Source organism: Mangrovimonas xylaniphaga, from assembly GCF_001280435.1.
GTDB classification, from domain to species: Bacteria; Bacteroidota; Bacteroidia; order Flavobacteriales; family Flavobacteriaceae; genus Mangrovimonas_A; species Mangrovimonas_A xylaniphaga.
On record NZ_LBIP01000019.1, the window covers coordinates 80,497 to 104,745 of the forward strand.

Annotated in this window: 19 protein-coding genes and 2 tRNA genes; 8 read left to right on the top strand and 13 right to left on the bottom strand. The window is 38.3% G+C overall.

From position 1 onward, the window contains the following. Positions 1–42 precede the first annotated feature (42 nt). Complete coding sequence (locus tag ZA06_RS14225) at positions 43–837, top strand: DUF2797 domain-containing protein (RefSeq protein WP_053978162.1); 795 nt, start codon at positions 43–45, stop codon at positions 835–837. A gap of 59 nt (positions 838–896) precedes the next feature. On the opposite strand, the gene rpsU is transcribed toward ZA06_RS14225, so the two are convergent. The 3 genes from rpsU to ZA06_RS14240 form a co-directional block, all read right to left on the bottom strand. Beyond that, on the bottom strand, positions 897–1,091 hold the full coding sequence (gene rpsU, locus ZA06_RS14230) for a 30S ribosomal protein S21 (RefSeq protein WP_053978163.1): 195 nt from the start codon (positions 1,089–1,091) through the stop codon (positions 897–899). 121 nt (positions 1,092–1,212) lie between these two features. Next, entirely contained in the window at positions 1,213–3,852 is a 2,640-nt protein-coding gene (locus ZA06_RS14235) for an AsmA family protein (RefSeq protein ID WP_053978164.1), read from the bottom strand. Positions 3,853–3,937: 85 nt separating this feature from the next. After that, positions 3,938–4,642, bottom strand: a complete 705-nt coding sequence (locus ZA06_RS14240; RefSeq protein WP_053978165.1) for a queuosine precursor transporter — start codon at positions 4,640–4,642, stop codon at positions 3,938–3,940. Between the two features lie 73 nt (positions 4,643–4,715). On the opposite strand from ZA06_RS14240, the gene folK reads away from it, so the two are divergent. Beyond that, positions 4,716–5,849, top strand: a complete 1,134-nt coding sequence (folK, locus tag ZA06_RS14245) for a 2-amino-4-hydroxy-6-hydroxymethyldihydropteridine diphosphokinase (protein ID WP_053978166.1) — start codon at positions 4,716–4,718, stop codon at positions 5,847–5,849. Next, entirely contained in the window at positions 5,839–6,318 is a 480-nt protein-coding gene (locus ZA06_RS14250; RefSeq protein ID WP_053978167.1) for a GyrI-like domain-containing protein, read from the top strand. Before folK ends, ZA06_RS14250 begins: the two co-directional genes overlap by 11 nt. Before the next feature lie 11 nt (positions 6,319–6,329). Here ZA06_RS14250 and ZA06_RS14255 read toward each other — a convergent pair whose 3' ends face one another. Further along, the gene (locus ZA06_RS14255; RefSeq protein WP_053978168.1) at positions 6,330–6,866 is read right to left on the bottom strand and encodes an RNA methyltransferase; all 537 of its coding nucleotides are present in this window, start codon (positions 6,864–6,866) and stop codon (positions 6,330–6,332) included. A gap of 277 nt (positions 6,867–7,143) precedes the next feature. On the opposite strand from ZA06_RS14255, the gene mutS reads away from it, so the two are divergent. The 5 genes from mutS (at position 7,144) to ZA06_RS14280 (ending at position 12,062) form a co-directional block, all read left to right on the top strand. Next, positions 7,144–9,756: a DNA mismatch repair protein MutS gene (gene mutS / locus ZA06_RS14260; RefSeq protein ID WP_053978169.1), complete on the top strand. Its 2,613-nt coding sequence runs from the start codon at positions 7,144–7,146 to the stop codon at positions 9,754–9,756. Positions 9,757–9,860: 104 nt separating this feature from the next. Then, a tRNA-Gly gene (locus tag ZA06_RS14265) sits at positions 9,861–9,932 on the top strand. Positions 9,933–9,952: 20 nt separating this feature from the next. Next, positions 9,953–10,036, top strand: a tRNA-Leu gene (locus ZA06_RS14270). A gap of 282 nt (positions 10,037–10,318) precedes the next feature. Then, positions 10,319–10,519 (top strand): hypothetical protein, encoded by a 201-nt coding sequence (locus ZA06_RS14275; RefSeq protein ID WP_053978170.1) that lies wholly within the window; start codon positions 10,319–10,321, stop codon positions 10,517–10,519. A gap of 4 nt (positions 10,520–10,523) precedes the next feature. Next, positions 10,524–12,062, top strand: coding sequence for a hypothetical protein (locus ZA06_RS14280; protein WP_053978171.1), 1,539 nt, complete (start codon positions 10,524–10,526; stop codon positions 12,060–12,062). A 7-nt stretch (positions 12,063–12,069) separates the two neighbouring features. Here the strand turns inward: ZA06_RS14280 and ZA06_RS14285 are convergent, their stop codons facing one another. The 9 genes from ZA06_RS14285 to ZA06_RS14330 form a co-directional block, all read right to left on the bottom strand. After that, positions 12,070–12,762 (bottom strand): M48 family metallopeptidase, encoded by a 693-nt coding sequence (locus ZA06_RS14285; RefSeq protein ID WP_053978172.1) that lies wholly within the window; start codon positions 12,760–12,762, stop codon positions 12,070–12,072. Continuing rightward, a complete protein-coding gene (locus ZA06_RS14290; RefSeq protein ID WP_053978173.1) occupies positions 12,755–15,943 on the bottom strand; it encodes a type I restriction endonuclease subunit R in 3,189 nt (1,062 codons plus the stop codon). The genes ZA06_RS14285 and ZA06_RS14290 overlap by 8 nt, the downstream gene beginning before the upstream one ends. Before the next feature lie 4 nt (positions 15,944–15,947). After that, positions 15,948–17,033 (bottom strand): hypothetical protein, encoded by a 1,086-nt coding sequence (locus ZA06_RS14295; protein WP_157503284.1) that lies wholly within the window; start codon positions 17,031–17,033, stop codon positions 15,948–15,950. Positions 17,034–17,059: 26 nt separating this feature from the next. After that, positions 17,060–18,289 (bottom strand): restriction endonuclease subunit S, encoded by a 1,230-nt coding sequence (locus tag ZA06_RS14300; protein ID WP_053978175.1) that lies wholly within the window; start codon positions 18,287–18,289, stop codon positions 17,060–17,062. Continuing rightward, complete coding sequence (locus tag ZA06_RS14305) at positions 18,286–19,848, bottom strand: type I restriction-modification system subunit M (RefSeq protein ID WP_053978176.1); 1,563 nt, start codon at positions 19,846–19,848, stop codon at positions 18,286–18,288. The genes ZA06_RS14300 and ZA06_RS14305 overlap by 4 nt, the downstream gene beginning before the upstream one ends. Before the next feature lie 521 nt (positions 19,849–20,369). Beyond that, a complete protein-coding gene (locus ZA06_RS14315) occupies positions 20,370–21,563 on the bottom strand; it encodes an AAA family ATPase (protein WP_053978178.1) in 1,194 nt (397 codons plus the stop codon). A gap of 101 nt (positions 21,564–21,664) precedes the next feature. Continuing rightward, a complete protein-coding gene (locus ZA06_RS17100; RefSeq protein ID WP_053978179.1) occupies positions 21,665–21,865 on the bottom strand; it encodes a hypothetical protein in 201 nt (66 codons plus the stop codon). A 3-nt stretch (positions 21,866–21,868) separates the two neighbouring features. Next, positions 21,869–22,366 carry a hypothetical protein gene (locus ZA06_RS14325; protein WP_053978180.1) on the bottom strand — a complete coding sequence of 166 codons (498 nt, stop codon included), beginning with the start codon at positions 22,364–22,366 and terminating at the stop codon, positions 21,869–21,871. Positions 22,367–23,043: 677 nt separating this feature from the next. Next, positions 23,044–24,249 (bottom strand): primase-helicase family protein, encoded by a 1,206-nt coding sequence (locus tag ZA06_RS14330; RefSeq protein ID WP_053978181.1) that lies wholly within the window; start codon positions 24,247–24,249, stop codon positions 23,044–23,046.

Sequence of the window (24,249 nt, forward strand, 5' to 3'; positions counted from 1 at the left end):
CAGTATCTTTAAAAAAAGTAACTAAAAATAACATTTTTTTTTATGACCTACCAAGGAGTTCTCACAAAAATGGAGACCGAGTATGGCCATCCCATACAATATTATTTGGTGTTTAAAAATGACTTTTTAAACCTAAACCAACTGCTAAATAGAACGATAAGCATTCAGTTTGTGAAATATGAATGTTTGAATTGTGGCTTGGATAAGCCAATTTATAGACAGGGGTTTTGTAAAAGTTGCTTTTTTGAAGTACCGCAGGCTGCAGATTGGATAATGAGACCAGAATTGAGTATGGCGCATCTAGGAAAAGAAGATCGCGATTTGGAATACGAAAAGAAAGTTCAGTTACAACCGCATATTGTGTATTTGGCCAATTCCAGTAGCGTGAAAGTAGGAGTGACCCGTAAAACGCAAGTGCCTACCAGATGGATTGATCAAGGGGCGCATGAAGCCATTGAAATTGTAGAAGTGCCTAACCGGTATTTGGCGGGAATCACTGAGGTGGCCCTGAAAGAACATGTGTCTGATAAAACCAATTGGCGTACCATGTTGAAAAATGAAGTGGTAGATGAAAATTTGGTGGAATGGCGCGAACGTCTGTTGCCTTTTGTGCCAGAGGAAGCTAGGGAATACATTATAGAGTCCAATACAGAAACAGATATGGAGTTTCCCGTAGTGCAATATCCACAAAAGCCTAAGAGCTTAAATTTATCAAAAACACCTTCTTATACCGGAAAGCTTTCTGGCATCAAGGGACAGTATCTCATCTTCGAAGATCAAACCGTTTTTAACGTGCGTGCCAATGAAGGCTTGGTAGTTGATATCTCAATAGGCTAGAGCAAGACAAGTAAGACATAGAAAAGAAGGCTACCCTAGGGTAGCCTTTCTCGTGTATATTAAATATCTTCTTGGTCTCTTAAGTTTTGGATATAAGAAGCTTTTTGAATTTCACGTCGTCTTCTTACGGACGGCTTCGTGAAAAATTGCCCCTCTCTTAAGTTTTGCATCACCTTGACATTTCTGTGCTTACGCTTGTATCGCTTCAATGCACGTTCAATACTTTCGCCTTCTTTAATTACAATTTTTATCATAGATATTTAAATTTGTTAACCCTCAATGTAATTTTTTAATTGAACTGTGCAAGTAAAACATGAAAACTTTACATAATTTATATTGAAACTAGTTTAAGGTGTTTAATTTTAGTAGTTTATATTAGTTGTCGGATTTCTCTTTTTTCTTACCAAACAAGCCTCCCAAAATGTCTTTTACGCCTTCGGTAATGGCTTCTTCTGTTTTGCTGCTATCACCTGTTGCATTATTGGAAGTATCAGGAGTTTCTTCTTTGGAATTGCTTCCCATCAATCCTCCCAATAAATCCTTCACTTGGTCAGATCCTGAATTGATGAGTTTGTTTTTTTGCATTTCCACCAATTGTTTTGTCAAATTGGAAGCGGCACTGGTCAAATCTGTTGAGATTTTAGGACTTGCATAAGTCCCTCCAATATTAGCCGAAATAGGAACGGTCATGTTTTTAACATCCTTGTCATCCATTTTGGCAAGTAGTTTATTCACATCGCTTCCCAAATATTTCGCAGGGACATTAAAGACTGTATTGTAGGCTAAAGACATGTCAAATCCATGAGATCCGGAAACTTCAATATCAATGTCTTCATATTTAATATGGAAAGGTTTTACGTTTACTTTTCCATCGGCAAACTCCAATTTGGTTTTAAGATCCTTTAAATCCAGTTTGTCAAAATCTATAAAGGACATTTCGTCTTTCAACTTGTTCAGTACAGGGCCTTCTTTTGGCTCTATTTTAGAGGTCAAAAGTTCCATAGCAGCATTTCCCGTTACGGAATTCAGGTCAGGAGCCAAGTCGCTGTTAAGCGCTCCAGAAAGATTGATGCTGGAATTCATCTGTCCTTGTAATGCTTTTGCAATTGGAGCCAATGCCTGAAACAATTGCAGGTCATTAAAGGATTGGGCAATGTCAAAATTAGAAGCGCCTAATTTGAAATCGAAGGTCGGTGTCTCCGTTTTGGTAGAAACCGTTCCGTCAATTGCCAACTTCCCTTGGAAAATATCACTGCTCATATCAGACAAAATCGCCTGTTGGTCTTTAATGGTCAAGGTTCCTTTAACGTTTTTAAGGTTCAGGTTGTCATAGACTACAGTATTGGCCTGGGCTGAAATTTTACAATCCAAAAAGTCTGGGATTTTTAGGGTTTCCGTAGTTTGTGGCTCTGTTTGGGTTTCCGTTTCAACAGAAGTGTCTTCTGTCATAAAATCATTCACTACAAATTTGTTAGAGCTCAAATTGAAATTCCCTTGAAGTGTCTTTTCGCTAAATACAAAGCCCATAAAATTATTAAGAGTTCCCGAGGCCTTAAAATCGGAGTTGCCGGTCTTGGCATCAAAGGTATTTAAGGAAACACTTTGAGGAGAAAATGACAGGTCTGCCTTTGCAATTTCTACAGGGTTCAGCATACTTTCCGAAGAAAATACAACGTCTGTAATATTTAAGTTTCCATTGGCCTTAATGCGTTCGTAGGCATTTGTTTCCAAAGCATTCATATCGAAAGCCGTTTGAATGTTGGCTTTTAGGATACCACTTAATTCCTCTTCCAATTGCAGAGGATAGGCCTTGGAGATATTTCCTAAATTCAAGGTGCCCTCTGCTTTGGCAATTACAGCCATGTTTTTGGTCAAGTTTTTAATAGTTGCCGACGATTTAAAGATGTCTTGGTCAATCTTAAAATTCAAAGCATCGATGGCAACATACGTGTCGTCCGGATTACCAGTGCTGTTTTTAACCGTGGTATTTATTTGGATGTTTTCAACCCTTTTTGGTAGGTCAGGATATTTAAAGGACGCATTGTTGGAAATCATGGTAATATCCAAGGTTGGGATCGTGGTTTCGGAAAGCTGACCTTTTACAATTCCTGATAATTTGAAATCTCCATTGGTTTCTACGCCATTTAAGTCTTTGGCATAGGCTTCTGGTACCAAAGCCAACAAATCCTTGAATGAAGATCCTGGGTTTTCAAACGTAATGTCCAATTCCTGTGCATTTTCCAACAGTTTTACATAACCGTCAAATTGCAATGGCAAAGCGTTGATGTAGCCTTTGTTGTCCTTAAAGGTGTACATGTTCTGTTTCAAATCCAATCCAATAACTGCATCAAGTTTCAAATGCATGTTAGAAAGGTATTGGGTGCTGTCCATTGCGAAGTTGATGAATAAGTCTGTATTGGTGTCCAATTGTGAGCGTTCCGCAGAGAACTGTCCTTTTCCAGAGTGGTTAAGGTTGGCAACACGTACTTCCATGTTTGAAGAGGCGTCCACATAGTTCAAGTTGGTATTGCTGATACTGTAATCTTGAATGTCGATTGTGAAATTTCCACTGTTTTCTGTGGAAGGGTCTTCGGAGGAAGGTGTGTCGCTTTCTTTGGCAATGTCGTAATTGCTGTTCCCTTCTTTATCGGTTAGAATATTCACCAAAGCGTCATCAATACTAAAACTGCTAATGGCAAGTGGCTCGGTTTCGAAATCCTTAAAAAGTTCCATGATGGACATGTTCAAGGCAATAGATTTTACTGAAGCTAAGGTTTCGCCTTCAAAAGGCGCCAAATTGGTAATGGATAAATTGTCAATTGTGACATGAGCCTTCGGAAAGTTGCTGATGAGACTCAGGTTAACATCCTCGAATTCAACCTTGGCATTCAGATTGTCATTTAAGGTTGTTTTGATCATGTCCTTGATTTGGGACTGAAACAGTAATGGGATGGCAACTAGCAATGCAATGATTACAACAATGATAATTCCAATAATTTTAAATACTTTTTTCATAGGTGTTGAGTAGGTTTGTGTAAAGATATACGTATCTGCTTATAGATTGGTTGGGGATTGAAATGTTTAATAAAACTTTAGGAATTTAGACAAGTTGGAGTTCTTCGTTTACCTCCAGTTGGAACCGTCTTTTCATGATATAAACGCCCAAATACAAAAATGGTGTGTCGCACAGTGCTACAATGACTTTGAATAAAACGCCTGACACCAATAGGCCTGTAAAATTGGTCCATTCAATGATATGAAAGGAGCACAAGAGGAATACAATGGTAAAGGTGTCTATGAACTGCGAGAACCAAGTTGAAAAATTGTTGCGTAGCCAAAGATGCTTGCCTTTGGTAAGCCGTTTCCAAAAATGGTATACTTGAATGTCAATAAATTGGGCAAATAAATAGGCGAGCATGCTAGCGCAAACGGCGATGGCTGAATTCCCAAACACATGGGCAAACGTATCATCTTTTACATGCGACCAAGACGTGGCGGGCACTGCATTGGCCACCAAAATAATCAGTAACGAAAATACGGAAGCAAAAATTCCTGTAAGTACCACTTGGTTCGCTCTTTTTTTGCCGTAAATCTCACTAATTAGGTCGGTAATCAAAAAGGTGATTGGGTAGGGAAGAATGCCCACCGATATTTCAAAAAGTTTGGTATTGAACACTTCAATATGGAGGGGATACCAATAAAAAAACTTCTGAAAAATGAGGTTGGAAACTACCAATGACGTGATAAATAAAGCTGCCAATATCAGATAAATGCGTTGTGCCGCGAGTTTGTCTTTTAAAGTCATATTTTATTTGTGGATAAATACGTTTTGTAAATATAAAGGATTAATATTTCTTTTAGTTACTTTGACCCTGATTATGGATAAAGCGCACACATTTTACATTGCATTGGGGAGCAATACCAGAGACCGTTTTCAACATCTTCAAAAGGCTATTAATGTCATTTTTGAACGTATTGGAAGGGTAGACCGCATTGCCAAAGTGTACAATACACCTGCTTTGGGATTTGAGGGAGACGATTTTTTGAATACCTGTATTTCGGTGGTGTCGAAGTTGGCTCCAGAGGAAGTCATGCAAGAATTATTGAGTATTGAAAAAGAGTTGGGACGCACGCGTTCTGAGCAATCGGGGTATGCATCCAGACCTATTGATTTGGATGTGATTTTAATTGATGATTTGGTGCTGGATTCAGAAAGTTTGATCATTCCGCATCCTCGCATGCAGTTACGCCAATTTGTATTGCAACCCTTGAATGATATTGCTTCGGAAGTAATCCATCCAGTTTTGCAACAAAGTGTTGGGGGTTTGACTCGTTTATGTGAAGATGATAGTGACGTGCGGTCTATTGACGCTACTTTGCAGAATCCGATGGAGGCTTATGGATTTTCGTCTAAAAACTATATTGCTATTGAAGGAAATATAGGGGCTGGTAAAACCAGTTTGGCGACGATGATCTCTGAAGATTTTAATGCGAAGCTTATTTTGGAGCGCTTTGCAGACAATCCGTTTTTGCCGAAGTTCTATCAAGAACCACAGCGCTATGCCTTTGCCTTGGAGATGTCGTTTTTGGCCGATCGCTATCAGCAGATCAGTGATGATTTGTCGCAGTTGGATTTGTTTAGGGATTTTATTGTGAGCGATTATGATGTATTTAAATCTTTGATATTTTCAAAAGTGACTTTAATGGAGGATGAATTTAAGCTGTATCGAAAGCTTTTTTACTTGATGTATAAGGACATTGCCAAGCCTGAGCTGTATGTTTATTTGTATCAAAAAATTGACAGACTTCAGCAAAATATTCGCAAACGTGGTCGAGATTACGAGCAGCAGATAGAGGATGCATACTTGGAGAAAATCAATGCGGGGTATTTGGAGTTTCTGCGGAATCAAAATGAACTCAACGTAAAGATTATTGATATCACTGATCGGGATTTTGTAGTTAATAGAGCCGATTATCTTTGGTTGTTAAAAGAAATAAACGATGGTATTTAGGATTGTTCAACAACCGGACCTAAAGTTGGTGGGGATGCGTTCCAAGGTTTCTTTTGAAACCATGGGGCTGGAAACCGCAAGGTTAGGTAGGGAGTTGATGCCAAGGCTAGCTGAGATTTCATCCCGAATTGGCGAGTATACTTGGTCGGTTCAGGTTTATGAGTCTTTTAATTTTGAAACCCTGAGTCCTCAAACCCAATTTGACAAATGGATAGGTGTTGAGGTGGAAAATTTTGATAACATGCCAGAAGGTTTGGAATCTTTAGTAATTAAAGGCGGCAAATACTTTGTGTTCGACTACAAAGGAAGTATAGCCAATTACCCACCCGTTTGGACATCGGTGTTTGAAAAATGGCTGCCCCAATTGGGATATGCCGTGGATGATCGGCCGCATTTTGAAAAATTGCCGGCATCTTATAATCCGAGGCAGGAGGTAAATGAAGAGGAAATTTGGATTCCTATTGGATAGTTTTCTTGCGCTTATTTCAGTGCTTTCAGCTTACTAAACACATCCCAAACCACCACACCGCAACTCACGGAAATATTCAAGGAGTGCTTGGTGCCGTATTGCGGAATTTCCAATACCATGTCGCTGGCAGAAACCACTTTTTGAGCAACGCCTTTTACTTCGTTACCGAATACCAAAGCATATCTAGTGTTGGCTTCAGGAGTAAAATCATTCAGCATCACAGCATTTTCAGCTTGTTCAATGGAAACCACTTTGACGTTTTCAGCTTGTAGTTTTTCCACGACTTCCATAGTGTCTTTGGCATATTCCCAAGTTACTGTATCGGTACTGCCCAAAGCTGTTTTGTGAATGTCCTTATGAGGTGGGGTAGCCGTAATGCCGCAGAGGTAAATTTTTTCAACCAAAAAGGCATCGCTGGTTCTAAATACCGAACCAATGTTGTTCAAACTTCTAATGTTGTCCAAGACGATGATGAGCGGTGTTTTTTCTGAGGTTTTAAATTCTTCAACACTCAGGCGGTCCAATTCGCTGTTTTTTAACTTTCGCATGTGCTTACTTTAGGGTCAAAAATCTGTAGGATGAGACTGTTTTTTGTAGGTTCCAAGCAGGGTTTGTTGCATGGAAATTATCAACAGGATGTAAATAACTTCTAAGGGTTCCATTTTAAAAACCATCAAAATATAAGTACATTAGCCATCCTTAATTCTACTTGTTTTCGGTACATTTTCAAGGATGAAAAGACAGGAGATATCTGGTGTTTTCATTGTAATTCAAAATGTATCGAGGATTATGAAGCAAAAATAATACTTATAAATCAATTTACACTTGGCAAAAAAAGCTAAAAAAGAAACCCCGTTAATGAAGCAGTACAACAGTATTAAGGCTAAATACCCTGATGCCCTGTTGTTGTTTAGAGTTGGAGATTTTTATGAGACCTTCGGGGAGGATGCCGTTAAGGCAGCTAAAATTTTGGACATTATTTTGACCAAACGCGGTGCTGGAAGTGAGAGTGAAACAGAGCTGGCTGGATTTCCGCACCATTCCATGAATACCTATTTGCCCAAGTTGGTAAAGGCGGGGGAACGTGTGGCCATCTGCGACCAATTGGAAGATCCCAAACAAACGAAGACCATTGTAAAACGTGGAGTTACCGAACTGGTAACGCCAGGGGTTGCGCTTAACGATGATATTTTGCATTCCAAAACTAATAACTTTTTGGCGGCGGTGTGTTTTGGTAGAAATGTAATGGGCGTGTCGTTTTTGGATGTGTCTACGGGAGAGTTTTTGATCTCGCAGGGAAATGCCGAATATGTAGATAAGTTGCTTCAAAATTTTAGTCCAAGTGAGGTATTGGTGTCCAAGCCAAAACGCAACGAATTCAAAAGTGTGTTTGGAGAAGATTTCCATACGTTCTATTTGGAGGATTGGGTGTTTAAGGATGATTATGCCAATGAAACCCTATTGAAACATTTCAATACAAAATCCTTAAAAGGGTTTGGAGTGGAAGATCTCTATGAAGGAATTGTGGCTTCAGGAGCTATTTTGCATTATTTGGGAGAAACCCAGCACCACAAATTACAACATATCACCTCCATTCAGCGTGTGACACAAAAGGAACATGTATGGATGGATCGATTTACCATTAAGAATCTGGAACTCTACCATTCCACGAACCAAAATGCAGTGACCTTGGTTGAGGTAATTGATAAAACCATTTCCCCTATGGGAGGGCGTTTGCTCAAACGCTGGTTGGCATTGCCGTTGGTGGATTTGGGGAAAATACAGGAACGACATGAGGTGGTGGAACACCTTAAAGACGAGTCGGTGTTACTAGGAAAAGTTCAGGGGCACATTAAGCATATTGGCGATTTGGAGCGTTTGATCTCCAAAGTGGCCACAGGTAAGATCAATCCCCGTGAGGTCATTCAACTTAAGAATGCCTTGGAAGCTATTGTGCCTATTAAAGCCATGCTTTCTGGAAGTAGTAATGCAGCGCTTGAAAAGTTGGGCAATGCCTTGCAGATGTGTGAAGAGTTGCGCCAACGTATTAAAGGGATTTTAAATGAAGAAGCGCCTGTAAATATTTTGAAGGGAAATTCCATTTCCTCGGATTATTCAGCGGAATTGAAAGAACTGCGAGAGTTGTCCACTTCAGGGAAGGATTATTTGGATAACATGTTGGAGCGTGAAAGCGAGCGTACAGGAATTACATCTTTGAAGATTGCTTCCAACAATGTGTTTGGTTATTATATAGAGGTAAGAAATACACATAAAGATAAAGTTCCTGCGGAATGGATAAGAAAGCAAACGCTGGTAAATGCCGAGCGTTATATTACCGAGGAACTCAAGGAATACGAAGCCAAAATTTTGGGAGCTGAAGAGCGTATTTTGGCTATAGAGCAGCAATTGTTTGCGGAATTGGTAAGTTGGATTGGTTTGTTTATTCAGCCTGTGCAAAAGAATGCCTCGTTGATTGCCCAATTGGATTGCTTGTGCGGATTCGCCCAATTGGCCTTGGAACGCAACTATACACGTCCCGAGGTGAACGATACCCATGTTTTGGATATTAAAAATGGAAGGCACCCAGTTATTGAGCAACAGTTGCCTCACGGCGAAGCTTATATTGCCAATGATGTGTTTTTAGATAGAGACCAACAACAGATCATCATGATTACGGGGCCTAACATGTCCGGTAAGTCGGCAATTTTGAGACAAACCGCCCTCATCGTGCTTTTGGCGCAAATAGGAAGTTTTGTGCCGGCCGAAGCGGCGAGTATTGGGCTTACGGATAAGATTTTTACGAGAGTAGGTGCCAGTGATAACATTTCTATGGGAGAATCGACCTTTATGGTAGAGATGAACGAAACCGCCTCTATTTTGAACAATGTGTCCGATCGTAGTTTGGTGCTTTTGGATGAGATTGGTCGTGGAACCAGTACCTATGACGGTATTTCCATTGCTTGGGCCATCAGTGAGTATTTGCACGAACATCCAAGTCGCGCCAAAACCTTATTCGCTACCCATTACCACGAGCTGAACGAAATGGCAGAAACCTTCGAACGCATTAAAAACTTCAACGTTTCTGTAAAGGAATTAAAAGACAATGTGCTTTTCTTGAGAAAGCTTGTAGAGGGAGGTAGTGCTCACAGTTTCGGAATCCATGTAGCTAAAATGGCGGGAATGCCACAGCAGGTGATCCACAGAGCCAACAAAATTCTAAAGCAATTGGAGAAATCGCATTCCAGTGAGGAGCTTACGGATAAGGTGAAAAACCTTAATGACGAGATGCAATTGAGCTTTTTTAATCTTGATGATCCGTTGTTGGAGCAGATCCGGGAGGAGATTGTAACTACCGATATTGATACCTTAACACCGGTGGAAGCCCTAATGAAGCTGAACGATATAAAACGTATGTTGCTGAAAAAGAAACAGGCGTAAAAAAAATAAATATTTTTATTGAAAAAGGCTTTGCATTTCTAAGAATTGTATTAAATTTGCCCTCGCAATTGAGATAGACGTTCTTTTAAATAAATTGCTTTATTGCGAAAGTAGCTCAGGGGTAGAGCATCACCTTGCCAAGGTGAGGGTCGCGGGTTCAAATCCCGTCTTTCGCTCTGAACTATAATGGTAATACGCTGAAGTGGTGGAATTGGTAGACACGTTGGACTTAAAATCCAATGAACATTAGTTCGTGCGGGTTCAAGTCCCGCCTTCAGTACTGCAAAAATCCGTAACAGGCTTGTTTATCAAGAAGTTGCGGATTTTTTGTTTTTATAATTGTACGGTTTCTGTATTGTGGATTATGTTTTATGTAGTTGCTTAATTCTTCTTTTTAGGGCAATATACTATGGAAAACATATGTTTTATCCCTTTCTTATTAACTTGATTTACTTAGTAAAAAATAAACCTTCATGTATATTATAAATAAATTATTACATTTGCATAAATATTTAATGAACATATTAAGTATATTTACGTTGCTACCAATCAGTTAATAAGGATGACAAAAGAAGAAATTTTAGAAATTGAAGGAGTGTGGACTGCGGAAGAAGTTGCTGGGATAAAAAGTTGGATAAAGGAAGAAGGAGAAGATGATATCCATGAGCAACATGCTCTAGCAGAAAAACAAGCTAAAACAATTTTGGAAATTGCACATGTAGATTTAAATGAGTTGAAAGTTCCGTTTACTTTCAATTTGTAGCTATATGGCATATAAAGTTCTAGAGTATTCTGCGGAAAATCTTAAACGCTGTTTTTCTGATCAGGCAGAGGCACATGATGAAATAATTTTTAGTAAGAGGCATTTAGCGTGCTTTGAAGATTATTTTGCACACATTCAAATAGCTACGATTATAGTCGAAGAAGACTATGTTAATCGAGACTTTTTGGAAGATTATTCTTCTTATTATGTGAGAAGTTTCAAAGAGTACAAGAGAGATTGTATTAGACTTCACTTTTTTAAAAATGAGATAACTTCTGATGATTTTTCCAATATTCTAAAGGGAGGAGAAGGTTCTGAAATTCTTACGGAGCAGTTGCAGCTCAATTATAGAGGCTTTATGGTTTTAAAGCCATTGCCTACTACCATAATAGGGAAAACATGTATATCTACTTATGATCATGATGGTAGAAGATATTTTCCTTCAATTCGCACTTATAAGGCTAATTTATATGGAATACCTTTAGAGGTTAAATCTCTAGCTTATCAAGAGCAAGATAGTATTGTTGCAGCATGTGCTTCAAGTTCAATATGGAGTGCATTTCAAAGGACAGCAGTCCTTTTTCAACATTCATTGCCATCCCCCGTAGAGATCACAAATTGGGCAACAAAATATTTTCCATTTGCAAACAGACATTTTCCTAATAAGGGGTTGACTGGTGAACAAATGGCAATTGCTATCAGGGAGGTCGGACTTGAGCCTTTCCTATACAATGTTAGGGATTATGATAGGTTAAAAGCCTCAACCTATGCTTATTTAAAAGGAGGTATTCCAGTTGTCTTAGGGTTTGATTTATGGGATTTGAGTGATGATGTACCTAGGCAAAGAGGTAAGCATGCGGTAACAATCACGGGTTATAGTGTTGGCGGTGATGTTACAAATAGTTATGATGTAGTGGAAGAACTTCAGCTAACATCTTCGCGGATAGATAAACTATATGTTCATGACGATCAGATAGGACCATTCGCAAGAATGGTTTTTGGAGGTTCGAAAATTATGACTAGAAGAGGAGAGTGTCTAGGATTAGATACTTCTTGGCTTGATGGAAATAATCACGAGGATAATATTAAAGCTACACCTGATATCCTAATCATACCGCTTTATCATAAAATTAGAATCCCTTTTGAAACAGTTTTAGCTTCTGTAAACCTTTTTAACTCACTTTTTATCTTAGTAGCAGAAAAGGTTCCAAATTTTAATTTGTTTGAATGGGACATTTATTTGTCAGATATTAGAGACTTCAAAAATGATATACTGAGTGATGATAAATTATGTCCAGATGAAAAAGAGTTTATTTTGACGGCGAAATATCCTAAATATTTATGGAGAGCTTCGGGTAAAATTGGAGATGAATGTAAGTTGGAGTTTATTATAGATGCAACTGATATTGAGCAAGGATCTTCATTTCTTTCAAGAATCTCTTATGACAAAATTGTTGAAAAACAATATAAAGTTCTTTTGCACGGTTTCGATTCAAATATAGTTTCGGATTTGACTGTTAAAGAGATGATTGAATCTTTTTAAAGCTAACTTATAGCTTCATCCCATACATCTGGTTGTCGAGTTCTTTCCAGTTTAAAATATGCTTGGAGAGCTCAGCCCAGAATTCTTTCGAATGGTTTTTAACCTTGGTATGGGTCAATTCATGTACGATAAGGTAATCGATAAGTGAGAAGGGGAGCTTAACGGCTTCAATATTTATAATGATGTTGTTGTTGGAGGTGCAGCTTCCCCAGCGCTTTTCGAGCTGTCTAAATTTAAGCTCATTAAAGGTTAGCCCCGTGGTTTTAGACCATTTACGTACCCTAGGCGCAATTTTCTCCTTGGCTTTCGCTTTAAAAAATTTGGCAAAGGCTTTTTTGAGTTCCGATTGTTCGTTAAGACGTTTTGGGAGCGTAACCTTGAACTTAGACTCTGTAAAGTCTATCTCTATGTTGTCGAGCTCATTGTTGATGAACAGCTCCACATAGTATTTCCTTCCCAAGTATTGTATTCTGGATCCGGTTACGATGTCATCGTCCATAATGGCGCTAACAAGCTCTAACTTGTCTAAAATCCATGTTGCTTTTTTTAGGATCAGCTTGTGTGCAAGATCTTCTGGGATCGACTTCCCTTTTAAAATCACTCCGTCCCCTTTTTCAACGCTTATATAATGGGATTTCAGTCCTTCCTTTGGTTGGAAGGTATATTCTATGGTTTTATTTCCGTATCGGACTTTAGGCATCCTTATTCTTCTTAATTACTTCCACAAGATCCTTTGCCTTTTCTTTAGCTTCGGAGCGTTCTATTTTGGCTGAAGTTAGATAGCGTCTAATCTTGTTTTCAATATCCTTTTGAACACGTCCTTTGGCTTGCCAGCCAACAATGTTCAATTCTCCTTCAATAAGCGCAAAAATAGTCTTTGTGGCGTCTTCTGCATCTCCATTGAACAAAACTTTCATAGAGTTGTATACAGCTCTTTCCCGTTCGGTTTTAAAGCCTTTCTCTTCGCCTTCCTTTTGTTGGCTGATTATCTCGTCTTGGATATCGGCATAAGCTTTAAGTAATTCCAATTGAGTGATGCGATCCTCGTTTTTTTGTTTGATAAGCTCATCCAGTCGTTGCGCCAAAGGTTTATAAAAGTCGGGATTTTTGTCCAGTCCAACTTTTATGGTGTGCTTTAGGTTGTTGCGCATTTTCAACTCCTTTGTAGCAGGGGAGGCGTTCAAGATCTCTTCCTTGAACTTTTCTTTGTCTATGATTGAGATCGGTTCTTCCAATAGGTTTTCAACTCCCTCGGCCTTTAAATGTTCGTCGATCATCCCTTGAAGCATTTTGCTTTCATCTTTGGAGATCTTTAACTCGTCATCATCTGGGAAAGCATTTCTCGCGCTTAGCTTTATCTCATTAAAGAGTTTAAAGTCTGCTTGGTACTTCATGGCCTTTACATTAGGAAGCACGATATTGATCGACTTGTTGAAAGCCTTTAGTAAAACTTTGAACTCATCTCGCTTGTCGACTGGTTCAATATACCGCACGGCTGCATCTATGTATTCAAAGCGCTTGTACTTACGGTCAATTTTAAGGGGCTTAAAGAACTCAACTAGCTTGGTGTGGTTCATTTCAAGCTTGGGAAGCTCTTCGTTAATATTCTTTAGGATATCGTCTGGTCTAAGGTCGCCAGAGAATATCTCTAAGGCTTGGATCAGGTAAGCTGTGATCCCGTTATAATCTAATATATAGCCCGCATTTTTTCCCTCTCTAGAACGGTTTACTCTGGCAATGGCCTGTAAAAGGTTATGCTCTTTAAGCGGTTTGTCCAAATATAGACATGAGGCTATCGGGGCATCCCAGCCCGTTAACAGCATGTCGGAGACTATGATAAAGGCGGTATTGTCGAATTTCCTTTTACCTGACTTTTCGGTTTTGGATTCATCTCCAAAAGGAAGCTTAAAGTTTTCCGTTATGGTTTTGACATCTTCAGGAGGAATTACCCAAATAGGTTTCTTGTTGTCTGGGTTGTTTTTGTTCCATTCCAAGGTTTCAAAATACTCCTTGGCAATAGGATCACTCTTAGGGGATCCAATACTCATGACAACTTTAGACTCAAAATCATGATAGCCCTGTTCCCTTAACGCTTCTAAGGCCTGTTTATACCTGATGGCATGTGGGCGACCACTACAAACGATCATAGCTTTGTGTCCGTCTAGATAAATTTTGTCTTTAAAATGGTCTAGGATATGTTTGCTGATATCTTGAATACGTTCTTTGGAGAGCTGGTATTTTTTAAGCGCTTCACTTTTAAGCCTGTCTTTCTTTTCTTCTGAGTACTCTCCAAATTTTTCTTCGAATTCCTTGTCTAGCTCTTCTTTTTTGATGTCTATTTTGGCAATGCCTTCATCGTAAAGTAACTCTACGGTAGCGCCATCGGCAACCGCTTCTTTTATGGTATAGACATCAATATATTTACCTCCGTAAAACTCCCCAAGGGTAGACTTGTCTTCTTTAGAAATCGGGGTTCCTGTGAAGGCTATAAACTTTGCGTTTGGCAATACGGTTCTCATAAAGGCAGCCAGAAAACCGTAGTGGCTTCTATGGGCTTCATCTACCAAAACATAAAGGTTCTCTTTAGTGGATAGTTCTTCAAGGTCTATTTCCTCTCTCTCTATTTCCACCCATATGTTTTTTTGAAGCTCCTTTGTGATTTTTACCAGCTTTTTGCCCTTTAAATGTTTTTCGATCATCAGGTTGCCTCGTTCTTCCAGCTCTGTTTGATCGGTTTGGGAGGTTGCTTCTTTATCAGTCTCCTGAAACTTTTGAATAGTGGTTGTTATGATTCCTCCATAGTCATTGCGTAGCAACTTGTCTAAATGCGCAACCGAAGAGGCTTGATGTACGTTTTTAAAGCCTACGTTACGAAAGGTCGTGGTAATTTGCCTATCCAGATCCTTTCTGTCTGTCATGATAAGTACGGTAGGGTTTTCAAAACCGAATTCAGGCGCCTGTAATTTACGGGTAACGTAAGCCATCGTCAATGACTTTCCAGATCCTTGTGTGTGCCATACGACACCACCTTCGCCAGACTGCAACTTAGCAATGGTTTTATTGGTAGCCCTTAATTGTTGGTAACGCGGCAGTTTTTTTATGGTTCTGCCTTCATCCAGTTCAAACAAAGTGAAATGTCGAATGATATCTAGCACACGTTCCTTTCTGAAAATGGAATATAAAAGGATAGCTTGCTCGGCAGGGGTTTGACCTAAAAAGCTAAGATTATCCTCCCTGCTGGGTTTAAATACAGAATAGAATTGTTGGGGTGCGTTTATAGCTCCATATTTACCGCCAACAGCCCAAATGCCACAGCATATCTGATTGAAATGGAATAGCTTTTCGGAGTTTTTTTGGTAGTAATCCAGATCTCCATAGGCTTTATCCCAAGCATTTTGAGCGAAAGGAGACTTGCACTCAATGACTCCAATGGGAAGCCCGTTGATATAGACCACTAGATCAGGTATGGAGTTCTGGTAGATCCCGTGGTACTTTATCTGGTTGACAACAAGGTAGTCGTTCTTGCTTTTGCCTTTAGATGTATAGTCAATAAAATGAACCGCCTTGTACTCTTCTTTTCCGTTTATGACTTGCTTAACGCTATAAGTACCGCCTCTAAGTAACTCCCAAGTTTTTTGGTTGATCTCCATTAAGGAGGAGCCGTTAACCGTTGTAAGCTCATTATAGGCTTTATTTAGGTTAGCCTCATTGATCCAAGGGTTGATCTTCTTTATGGCTGCTAAAAGCCTCTCCTTTAAAATAACTTCCGTTATGTCTACACGTTCATCTTGAACAGTAGCATCCCAATATTGGTAGCCCATTTTTTGAAAGAGCTTTATTGCGGGAAGTTCGCTATGGATGTATTCTGGAGAGTTGTTCATTGCGCTATTGTTTGAATATCACGGTACCATCAATAAAAAATTCAATTGCTTTGGAGGATTCATTAAAAAATTCAAGTTCCGAATATTTGGAGTATTCTTGGCTGGCTAATATTTTAACAATATCATCACTAATCCCTACAGATGTTTGTCCAAAAAAGAATCTACTAAAGTATTCTTCGGACAATAAATCCCACGGAGAAGGAATGTTTTTTATTATTGAGGAAAAAGGGCGGCCTAGCCTCCAGAATTGTTTTTCTCCTATTTCTACTAAGTTGAAATAGTGTTCTTTAAAAACAATTCTTTCTCCCTTTACGAGTCTTTCTGCATTTGAGAAGTCACCTATCATATAAAACCAAGCAGCATAATGAAACCTCATTGGGGAGGTGTCTAATTTCACTTCATCTGTTTCATTAATAGGGTCTACAAAATGTAATGTTGAATTTTCCGAATGCCTTTCATCTGACCATTCAGGGCAAAATCCTAAGGATTTTATAACATTAAAACCGCTACTATTTGTACTTATAATATTTGCACCACTTGAACATTGTTTTAACGCCTTGGATAACTTACTTTTTACTGTCTTCGAAGAGGTTGTTTCTTTTCCTTTTGATTCTGCTAGGCAAATTTGGTTAGACAAATTTTTGGCTTGGCAAACAAAATCAGGAGTTGATGATTTAGAGGGGATTGAGATCCCTTTATTGTCGCAAAAAAACTCGAAATCATTTATAAAAGGGTAGCCATTATCTTGTAGAAATAAATATACTAGCCCTTGGGAAATCTCTCCAATTCTACTGGTTCTAGAAAAGTCTCTTAAACTATTGATCCTATTGGAGTCAATTCTTGCGTTTGGGGTTGATGTATGCATTAAATTTTCAAGGCTCAATAGGGTTGCAATGTGGTCATACCAAGCACTTCGTTTCGTAAGATTTTGAGAGCATATTGTCATTGCAATTCCATGGGCCAATCTCCAGCTAGTGAACTGAAAATTGGAATGCTTCTGCTTAACAGGGCTTAAATTCTTGTGGGGTGTTGTGACAGATGTATTTGTATATTCTTCTGTTACTACTTCTCGATTATTTATGAATAACATGTTTTTTTTTGGTTGATTTTTTTATACTATTTAACTGTGATATTTGCGACTTTAACCCTAACCTTTCCCGTTAACAACTGCTGCATGAGCCCTTTTTTAAGGTCTTGGAAGGATGTTTTCTTTTCTTCTAAAACCTCTAGCTTATCGTCTACAGTACTTAAAATCTCGGCTATTTTTTGTTGCTCTTCTAGGGGGGGCAACTGGATTAGTAACTTTTCCATACCTCCTTTTGTGACATGTAGCATAGTAGAGCCATGGGATTCATTTTTCATTCTTCTAGTTACATCATCAAGTAAATAGTAATGAAAGGTCTTTAGCAGGTTGTTCGAGTGAGTAATTTTCCAAATATGATAGTGGTAAATTGCCTTTTCCCCTTGCCACCAAACTGGGCCAAAAGTAGCAGACCACATATAAAGAAGGTCTCCAGTGGAACAATATTGATGCTCGGGTAGCTTTAAGTTGGAATAGTAAAATTCTTTTCCTGATCCTGTAAGGTTTTGAAGTCTTATGACAGGAGTCCCTTTGTCTTCCCATTCACTTAATTTATAAGCTCTACCATTATAAAAAGTTGCAACTTCAGATTGTTTTACAACTTTCCAACTCTTAGGAATCTCACCTAGATGAGAATCTTTAAACTCGGTATGTCCAATACCTTTGGTTAGGAGGCGTTGCATTAAGCCTTTTTTGAGGTCTTGGGTTTCGTCTATTTGTTGCTGGATGATGTCTATTTTGGCATCTACCGTGCTTAGGATGTCTGCTATCTTTTGTTGTTCTGGAAGGGGAGGGTTGGGGATCTCGAAACCTCTAATTCGAGACAAGGCCAATTTGGGTTGGGCGTTATTTGTTTGTTCTCTTTCAATAGCATTCTGGACTATTGGTGATAATAGAACTTGTAGTAAATAGTCTTTGTTAATCTTAATATTGGTTAATTTGTCTGCATTTTCTGTTAGGTTTGCTCCATCTAATTCATTAGGTATCTTTCCCACAATCCCCAATGTGCCAGCTACTGAAATGAACAAGTCTTTTTTGCTTATAGTGTATCTTTTAATAGAAGGAAAAACATGGTCTGGGACGAATAATATATTTTGTAAATCTACTCCCCCCATATACATGTCAGCAACCCTTATGTAAGGATGCTTTGTGGTTTTTTCTTGAAGACTTTCCCCTTTAGGTAATCTTTTTCCACCTTTAACATCGGCAATATCTTCTATTTTAGTTAAATCCCATTCTGACGGGAAAATTTCAGCCTTTATCATAGCCCTAATTCATTTAGGAATTTCTCAAGTCTAGTATTAATGGTATCTTCTTGCTCCACCAAGTTCTTTAGCTTCGATCTTACCTTACTAAGGTCGATTTCTGGCTCTGGCTCACTGGTGTCGATATAACGGGAGATGTTCAGATTATAGTCGTTCTCGGCTATCTCTTTAAGGTCAACTACTCGCATGTATTTGTCAACCTCTGTAGCCTCATCATAAGCCTTTACAATTTTGCTAATATGTTTGGGCTTTATTTCATTTTGGTTTTTGCCCTCTTTGTAGTCGTTACTGGCGTCAATAATGATAACCTTACCCTTTTGGGCTTCGGTTTTATTTTTATTAATGATCCAAACCGAGGCAGGGATGCCCGTATTGTAAAACAGGGCACTTGGCAGGCCTACAATACCTTCAACCAAATCAGCTTCCAATAAGGCTTGTCTAATTTTACCTTCGCTACTACCTCTAAACAATGTGCCGTGAGGTAAGACCACGCCTGCTTTACCGTCTTGCTTTAAAACAGCTATCATGTGTTGTATAAATGCCAGATCGGCATAGCCTCTAGGAGGGATGCCGTACTGCAAGCGCGCATAGGGGTCACTAACTACTGAATTGTATTGTGGGGTAACTTTTTTCTCCTTACCGTTTTTGTCCAGTTTTGTTTCTATGTTGGTTTCAGCAGGAGTCCACCATTCCCCAATGGAAAATGGGGGATTGGCTATCACACGGTCGAACAAGTCCAGTTCATTCGCTTCATTACGGTGCTTTGGATCTACAAGGGTGTCTCCCTTTCTAATGTCGGCATCCATAAAGTTATGAAGGATCATGTTTAGCTTACCAATAGCCCAAGTGCTCAGGTTTTTCTCTTGTCCGTAAAGTGAAACGTTTATGTTGTTGCCAACTTTCCCGTTTGGTTGCTCGGCAATATATCTTGCAGACTCAATTAGCATCCCACCAGATCCACATGTTGGATCGTATACTTTTTGTTTGGGCTCAGGCTTAATAAGTTGCACGATTAACTGTACCACACCTCTAGGGGTATAGAACTCGCCTCCTTTTTTTCCTGCATCATCGGCAAATTGCTTTATGAGGTATTCATATGCATCCCCCAAAATATCTCCAGACTCCAGATGTTCATTGCGTAAGGAGTGCTGGTTGAAGTGTCTTAATAGGCGTTGCAAAAGCTCGTCGGAAAGTTTTTCCTTGTCTCCAAACTTTGTCGCGGTCATAACGCCCTCCAAAGAGGTGTTTTCACGTTCTATAGCAGCAAAGGCCTTGTCTAAAGCTATACCTATGTTTTCGGTGTGCTTTTTTAGGTTGTCCCATCTGGATTCTTCTGGAAGGAAGAAATAGGTTTCGTCTTCAGCTTCTTCTCTGGAATAGCCTTCGCATTCCATGATGTTTTCCACTTCTTCCTCAAAGACGTCATTAGAGCGCTTAAGAAAGAGTAATCCAAAGATGTAATTTTTAAAGTCGGAGGAGTCGATGCTTCCCCTTAATATGTTTGCAGACTCCCATAACCAAGATTCAAGGGTGTCTAGTTTAAGTTTGTTTTGTGTCATTTATTCTATGTGTACTCGATATCTAATCGGAGTTTTTTAAGTGTATTTGGGTTTGGTTGGTGTTGGTGGTTTCAAGTTTTAAAAATAAAGTTTCTAAACTAAAATGCCCTACGGAAATCCTTTTTTCTTTCAGAAGGGTTTTTTGATGCTTTTTGTTGTGTTTTTGGGTACAAATGTAACCACTGCAACGGTTCAGCAACGGTTCGGCAACGGTTCAACAACGGTTGGAGGGCATTTTTGCAACGGTTCGATGAAGTGTTGCAACGGTTCAGCAACGGTTCAACAACGATCATTGCAACGGTTGGGGGAGGGGTTTAAAGCTTCTTGGGGTAGTACAAAATTATTCAAACCTAGATTTTGGGGTGTACTTGTTTGAAGATAGTAGTTACAAATAATGATATCTATGTTTTATATCTGGCATTTTATTTTAAGTTGTCCTCTTCTTTATTTCATGTCCTGCTCTGAAACAACTCTAATTAAAGGACGTAACTTTTAAGTCTTTGTTGTACTGTTTTAGTAAGTTATTTGATAACACCAAAGTTTTTTATATATTCTTTCAATAATGGGTCTACAAATGCGTATATACCTCGATTTACTTTGTATATGATGTCGTTTTCTACAAGATTAGATAAGTTTGTACTGTATTCATTTTGAGGGTATCCTATTTTCTTGGAGATAAAGTCATTTTGGACATTCTCCGATTCACATTGTGCCATTGCTTCGAGAATAAGTTGATATTTACCTGATCCTGCTCCTTTTAATTTAGTTTCTAGACTATTCTTCCGTACTTCAGTCACCACTTTTTTCTTAGCTTTTTCAAAATCTTCTTCATCTAAATGATCATCATCTGAAACAGTTAGAATTTCGCTTCCTATTAAATGGGTTGGCTCAGGGAACCCTGATGAAAAAGCTGCACATTTATCTAGAACTTTGGCATCATATGTTGCGCCTACTTTCATGAATCCATCCTTTAGGATATCTTTAAGCTCTTCGTCATCAAATCTGTTTATAGGAATGTCCTTGAGAGTTCTTAAGATGGAAGCATGTTCCGTCCCCATCTTTTGTACGGCTCCTTTTATGCCTGCGCAGAAAAATATAACTTTTTTTAAGCCTTCACGAGACATTTTTTCAGTAGAAAGCTTTAGGAAGGTTGCAATGCCTATTGAGGGGTCTAAACGGTCTATTTCGTCTATGAAAATTATAAGTCCGTCCTTTCCTTTTTTTATAAGCTCCTTATAAACGGTTTCAATTTCCTTTACAAATTGGTTGACTAAATTTAGTATGGATTTTTCTTTTTCCTCTTTTTTTGAAAGCTTAACAAAGCCTGCAATATCAATTTCTAGGTTCCACCCTTTTACATGCTTTTTTAGAGAACTTTGAAGTTCATCTAGTATAGCTTCAATTAGGTTTTCAAGACTTTGTTCTGAAACGCAATCAACCCAAGCCGTATGGAAGTTAAATTTTGTTTCTTCAGAAGGAAAATTAAATTTATTTGCTAGAGCCTGATTACCTGCAGCGAGTAGGGAGCTTTGAAATAGTAAAGAACTCTTACCAATACCTCTCTCCCCAGTAATGATTGAGTGACTAGGATTTGAGTTTGAAGTTTGGAAAAAAGCGTCAATTATTTCATCGACTTTTGTTTTTCTTCCTTCGAACCGATTGGGGTCATCTACAGGTCTGTTTGGAAAAAATGGATCTACAAATCTTTTTTTCATTTTAGTTGTTTTAAATTAGATGAAAATAGTGCCATTTCTGTTAAAAGGGCTCTTTAATTGTGGGCTTATAGGGTTAACAATGTTTGTCTAGCTCTAGTAAATTAGTCTTTCTGAAGAATAAAAGTCAAATTCACACAATATAAATTATTCGCGTTGGAGACCGTAGAAAATTTATCCACAACTTGATACCCTTCATCGAGATATTTATTGATTAGGTTTAACTCTACTTCCTTATGACCATAACCTTGATCATAGTCTATATTGTTAATATTGATATTAACTGAAATAACTTTTTGTTGCATAATCTATTTTTCTTTTTGTTCAAGAATTCCTTTAATACGTTGAATGTATTTTTCTTGTTCCTTTGCAGCATTTCTACTTTTCATAACATCAATAGTCTTTGTTTTTAACTCGACCTGTGAATAATAGCTAACTAGGGTACTTAAGGCATTCAGCTTTGCAGTTTGTTTTAAGTTTTCTGATTGTCTTTTTTGCTGTGTTTCTGATTTCTCTTGAGCATTCGCTGAACGCTCCAATTCTAGTCTAGTTTCTTTGAGTTCTTGACGTTGTAGAGCAAGTTCCTTGCGCTGAAGCAAAATCGTGTAAATTATACCTGCAAAAGCTAAGCCTGAAAATAAACTGTTTATTGTGCCAAAACTATCCCCTAATAAGGCCTTGTCCTCTAATTTTGGTAGAAATAGTTGGACTGCATATATTGAAAGGATCCATACGGCTACAACAATAACTAAAAGTATGTACAATGCATTTAACTTATCGGTGCCCCGTGATTTGTTATTGTTCATCTTTAATTATGCTTGAGATTTTTTAAAACGTTTCTTCTGAGTATTTTCATATAATAAGACTTTATGCTCCGTTTTATTGTCTACTCTTCTTGGGGTGTTCTTTGAGAATGAAAAGTGGACTTGTCCAGAAAGTCTGGTCTAGTAAATTATGAGAAAATCCTGCTTTTTGAAGCATGTAATACATTGGTTGATTCTGTTGGTGGCAACTAAAATAAAAAAAAAGTACTAAAAATTAAGTTTCTTTTTAGATGTCTTCTGTGAGGTTTTTTTCTTTCAGAAGGGTAATTTGGTGCCTTTTCTTGTGTTTTTTGGGTGCAAATTTAACCACTGCAACGGTTCAGCAAGGGTTCAACAACGATCGTTGCAACGGTAAGTATACAATAGGAGAGGGAGTGTTTTTTTACTTCTATGTTTAGAAAGTACTTCTAGAATGTGAGGTGTTAAAAAGTAATCAAGAAACCAGTGTTGATTTGTTGACTTGGTAGTTAAAACATTGGTTATAGAGTGGTTTCCTGATTACTTTATGGTAACATTTAGTCAACAGTAACAGTTGTTGAATTGTAGGAGTTTTTCTGGTTGAATATAAGTTGACTTAATGTTGTTCGTTCAATTCGTTGAGAAATATATAGTTACAATTACATTGCAACAATTCAACTGGAAAGAACGGAATTAAGGAGCTAAGCACTAGCTAGCGCTGGTAAATAATCATTTTTGTTAAATGTGAAGTACCTTCCTTTGCGCTTCTCACTGCTGACCATTTGCTTATTGTCCAAAGGGTTTATGGATAAAAAATGGAAGTCATAGGATCCATTTGTGCTAGTTAATTCAAAGTGATCTTTTAATATGGTCGAGACCTTATGGGTGTTTACCCTTAGGTTATTGTTGGCTAGTTTGTCTTTCAATTCCCCTACAGAATATTTTAACTCATCTACATCATATTTAATGAAGTCGTCCATTATGAGCTCTGAAATTTCTTTATGGAGGTATGTTTTATTTCCATTGATTAAGCGATCGAGAGCCGCCGTATGAATTTGAGTTTTGCTAAACCACATACGAGTCCTTTTTTTTGTCAGTATTTTGCGAGTATTTAAAAAATGCATAAAATAGGGCAGTTCTTTATGGAGTTCTTTTAAAAGGTCTGGGTTTTCGTTTTCATCGGCCAAGGCAGGAACTCTACGGATCCAGTACCTAATTTCGTTTTTATCTATGTTTATAAAATTATCTTCATTGTTGGAGCATAGGATGAATTTTCCAAAGAAGTTAGCTTCGACTTTATCCACTCCTTTAGACTCGGTTTTGTAGGTGTTGGCTGTTGAAAGGTTTTTTATACGCTCACTATCCTCCCTTTTGTCTAATAGCACTTCGTCTACAGAAACTATTAACTTTGATGACCAATCGGAATTGAAGCGACTTCTGAAGTCTTCATTTTTGTTTATAGTCATATTTCCTTGGAAGATCAATTTAAGCCAATTCAAAAATGTTGTCTTTCCAGTTTTGCGCTCTTCACTTACCAGACATAATATAGGTAGGATCTGCGTGGGCTTTTTCCAAAGAATGGAGAGGTAGTCCAATCCTAAGTCATATTGGCTTCCAAAAATGTGTTTTAAGAAAGCTTCGGTTTTTTTGAATTCACCTAATTTAAATTCATGAATAACTTTTTCATACTTGTTGTAGAACCCTTCGATATTCTCTTGAAAATTTGTGTGAGATGGAATTAAACAGAACCCATCAAAGCGCTCTATGGTGTCAATTATTGCCTTTCCTTCATCTGTGATGATTTCACTTTTTTTCCAACGCAATAAAGCGTTGTATTTATCTCCGCTATGTAAAGGCACTTGGGCCTTCTTGTAATAGTCTGTGCCGATTCTTAAATACTTGCTCAT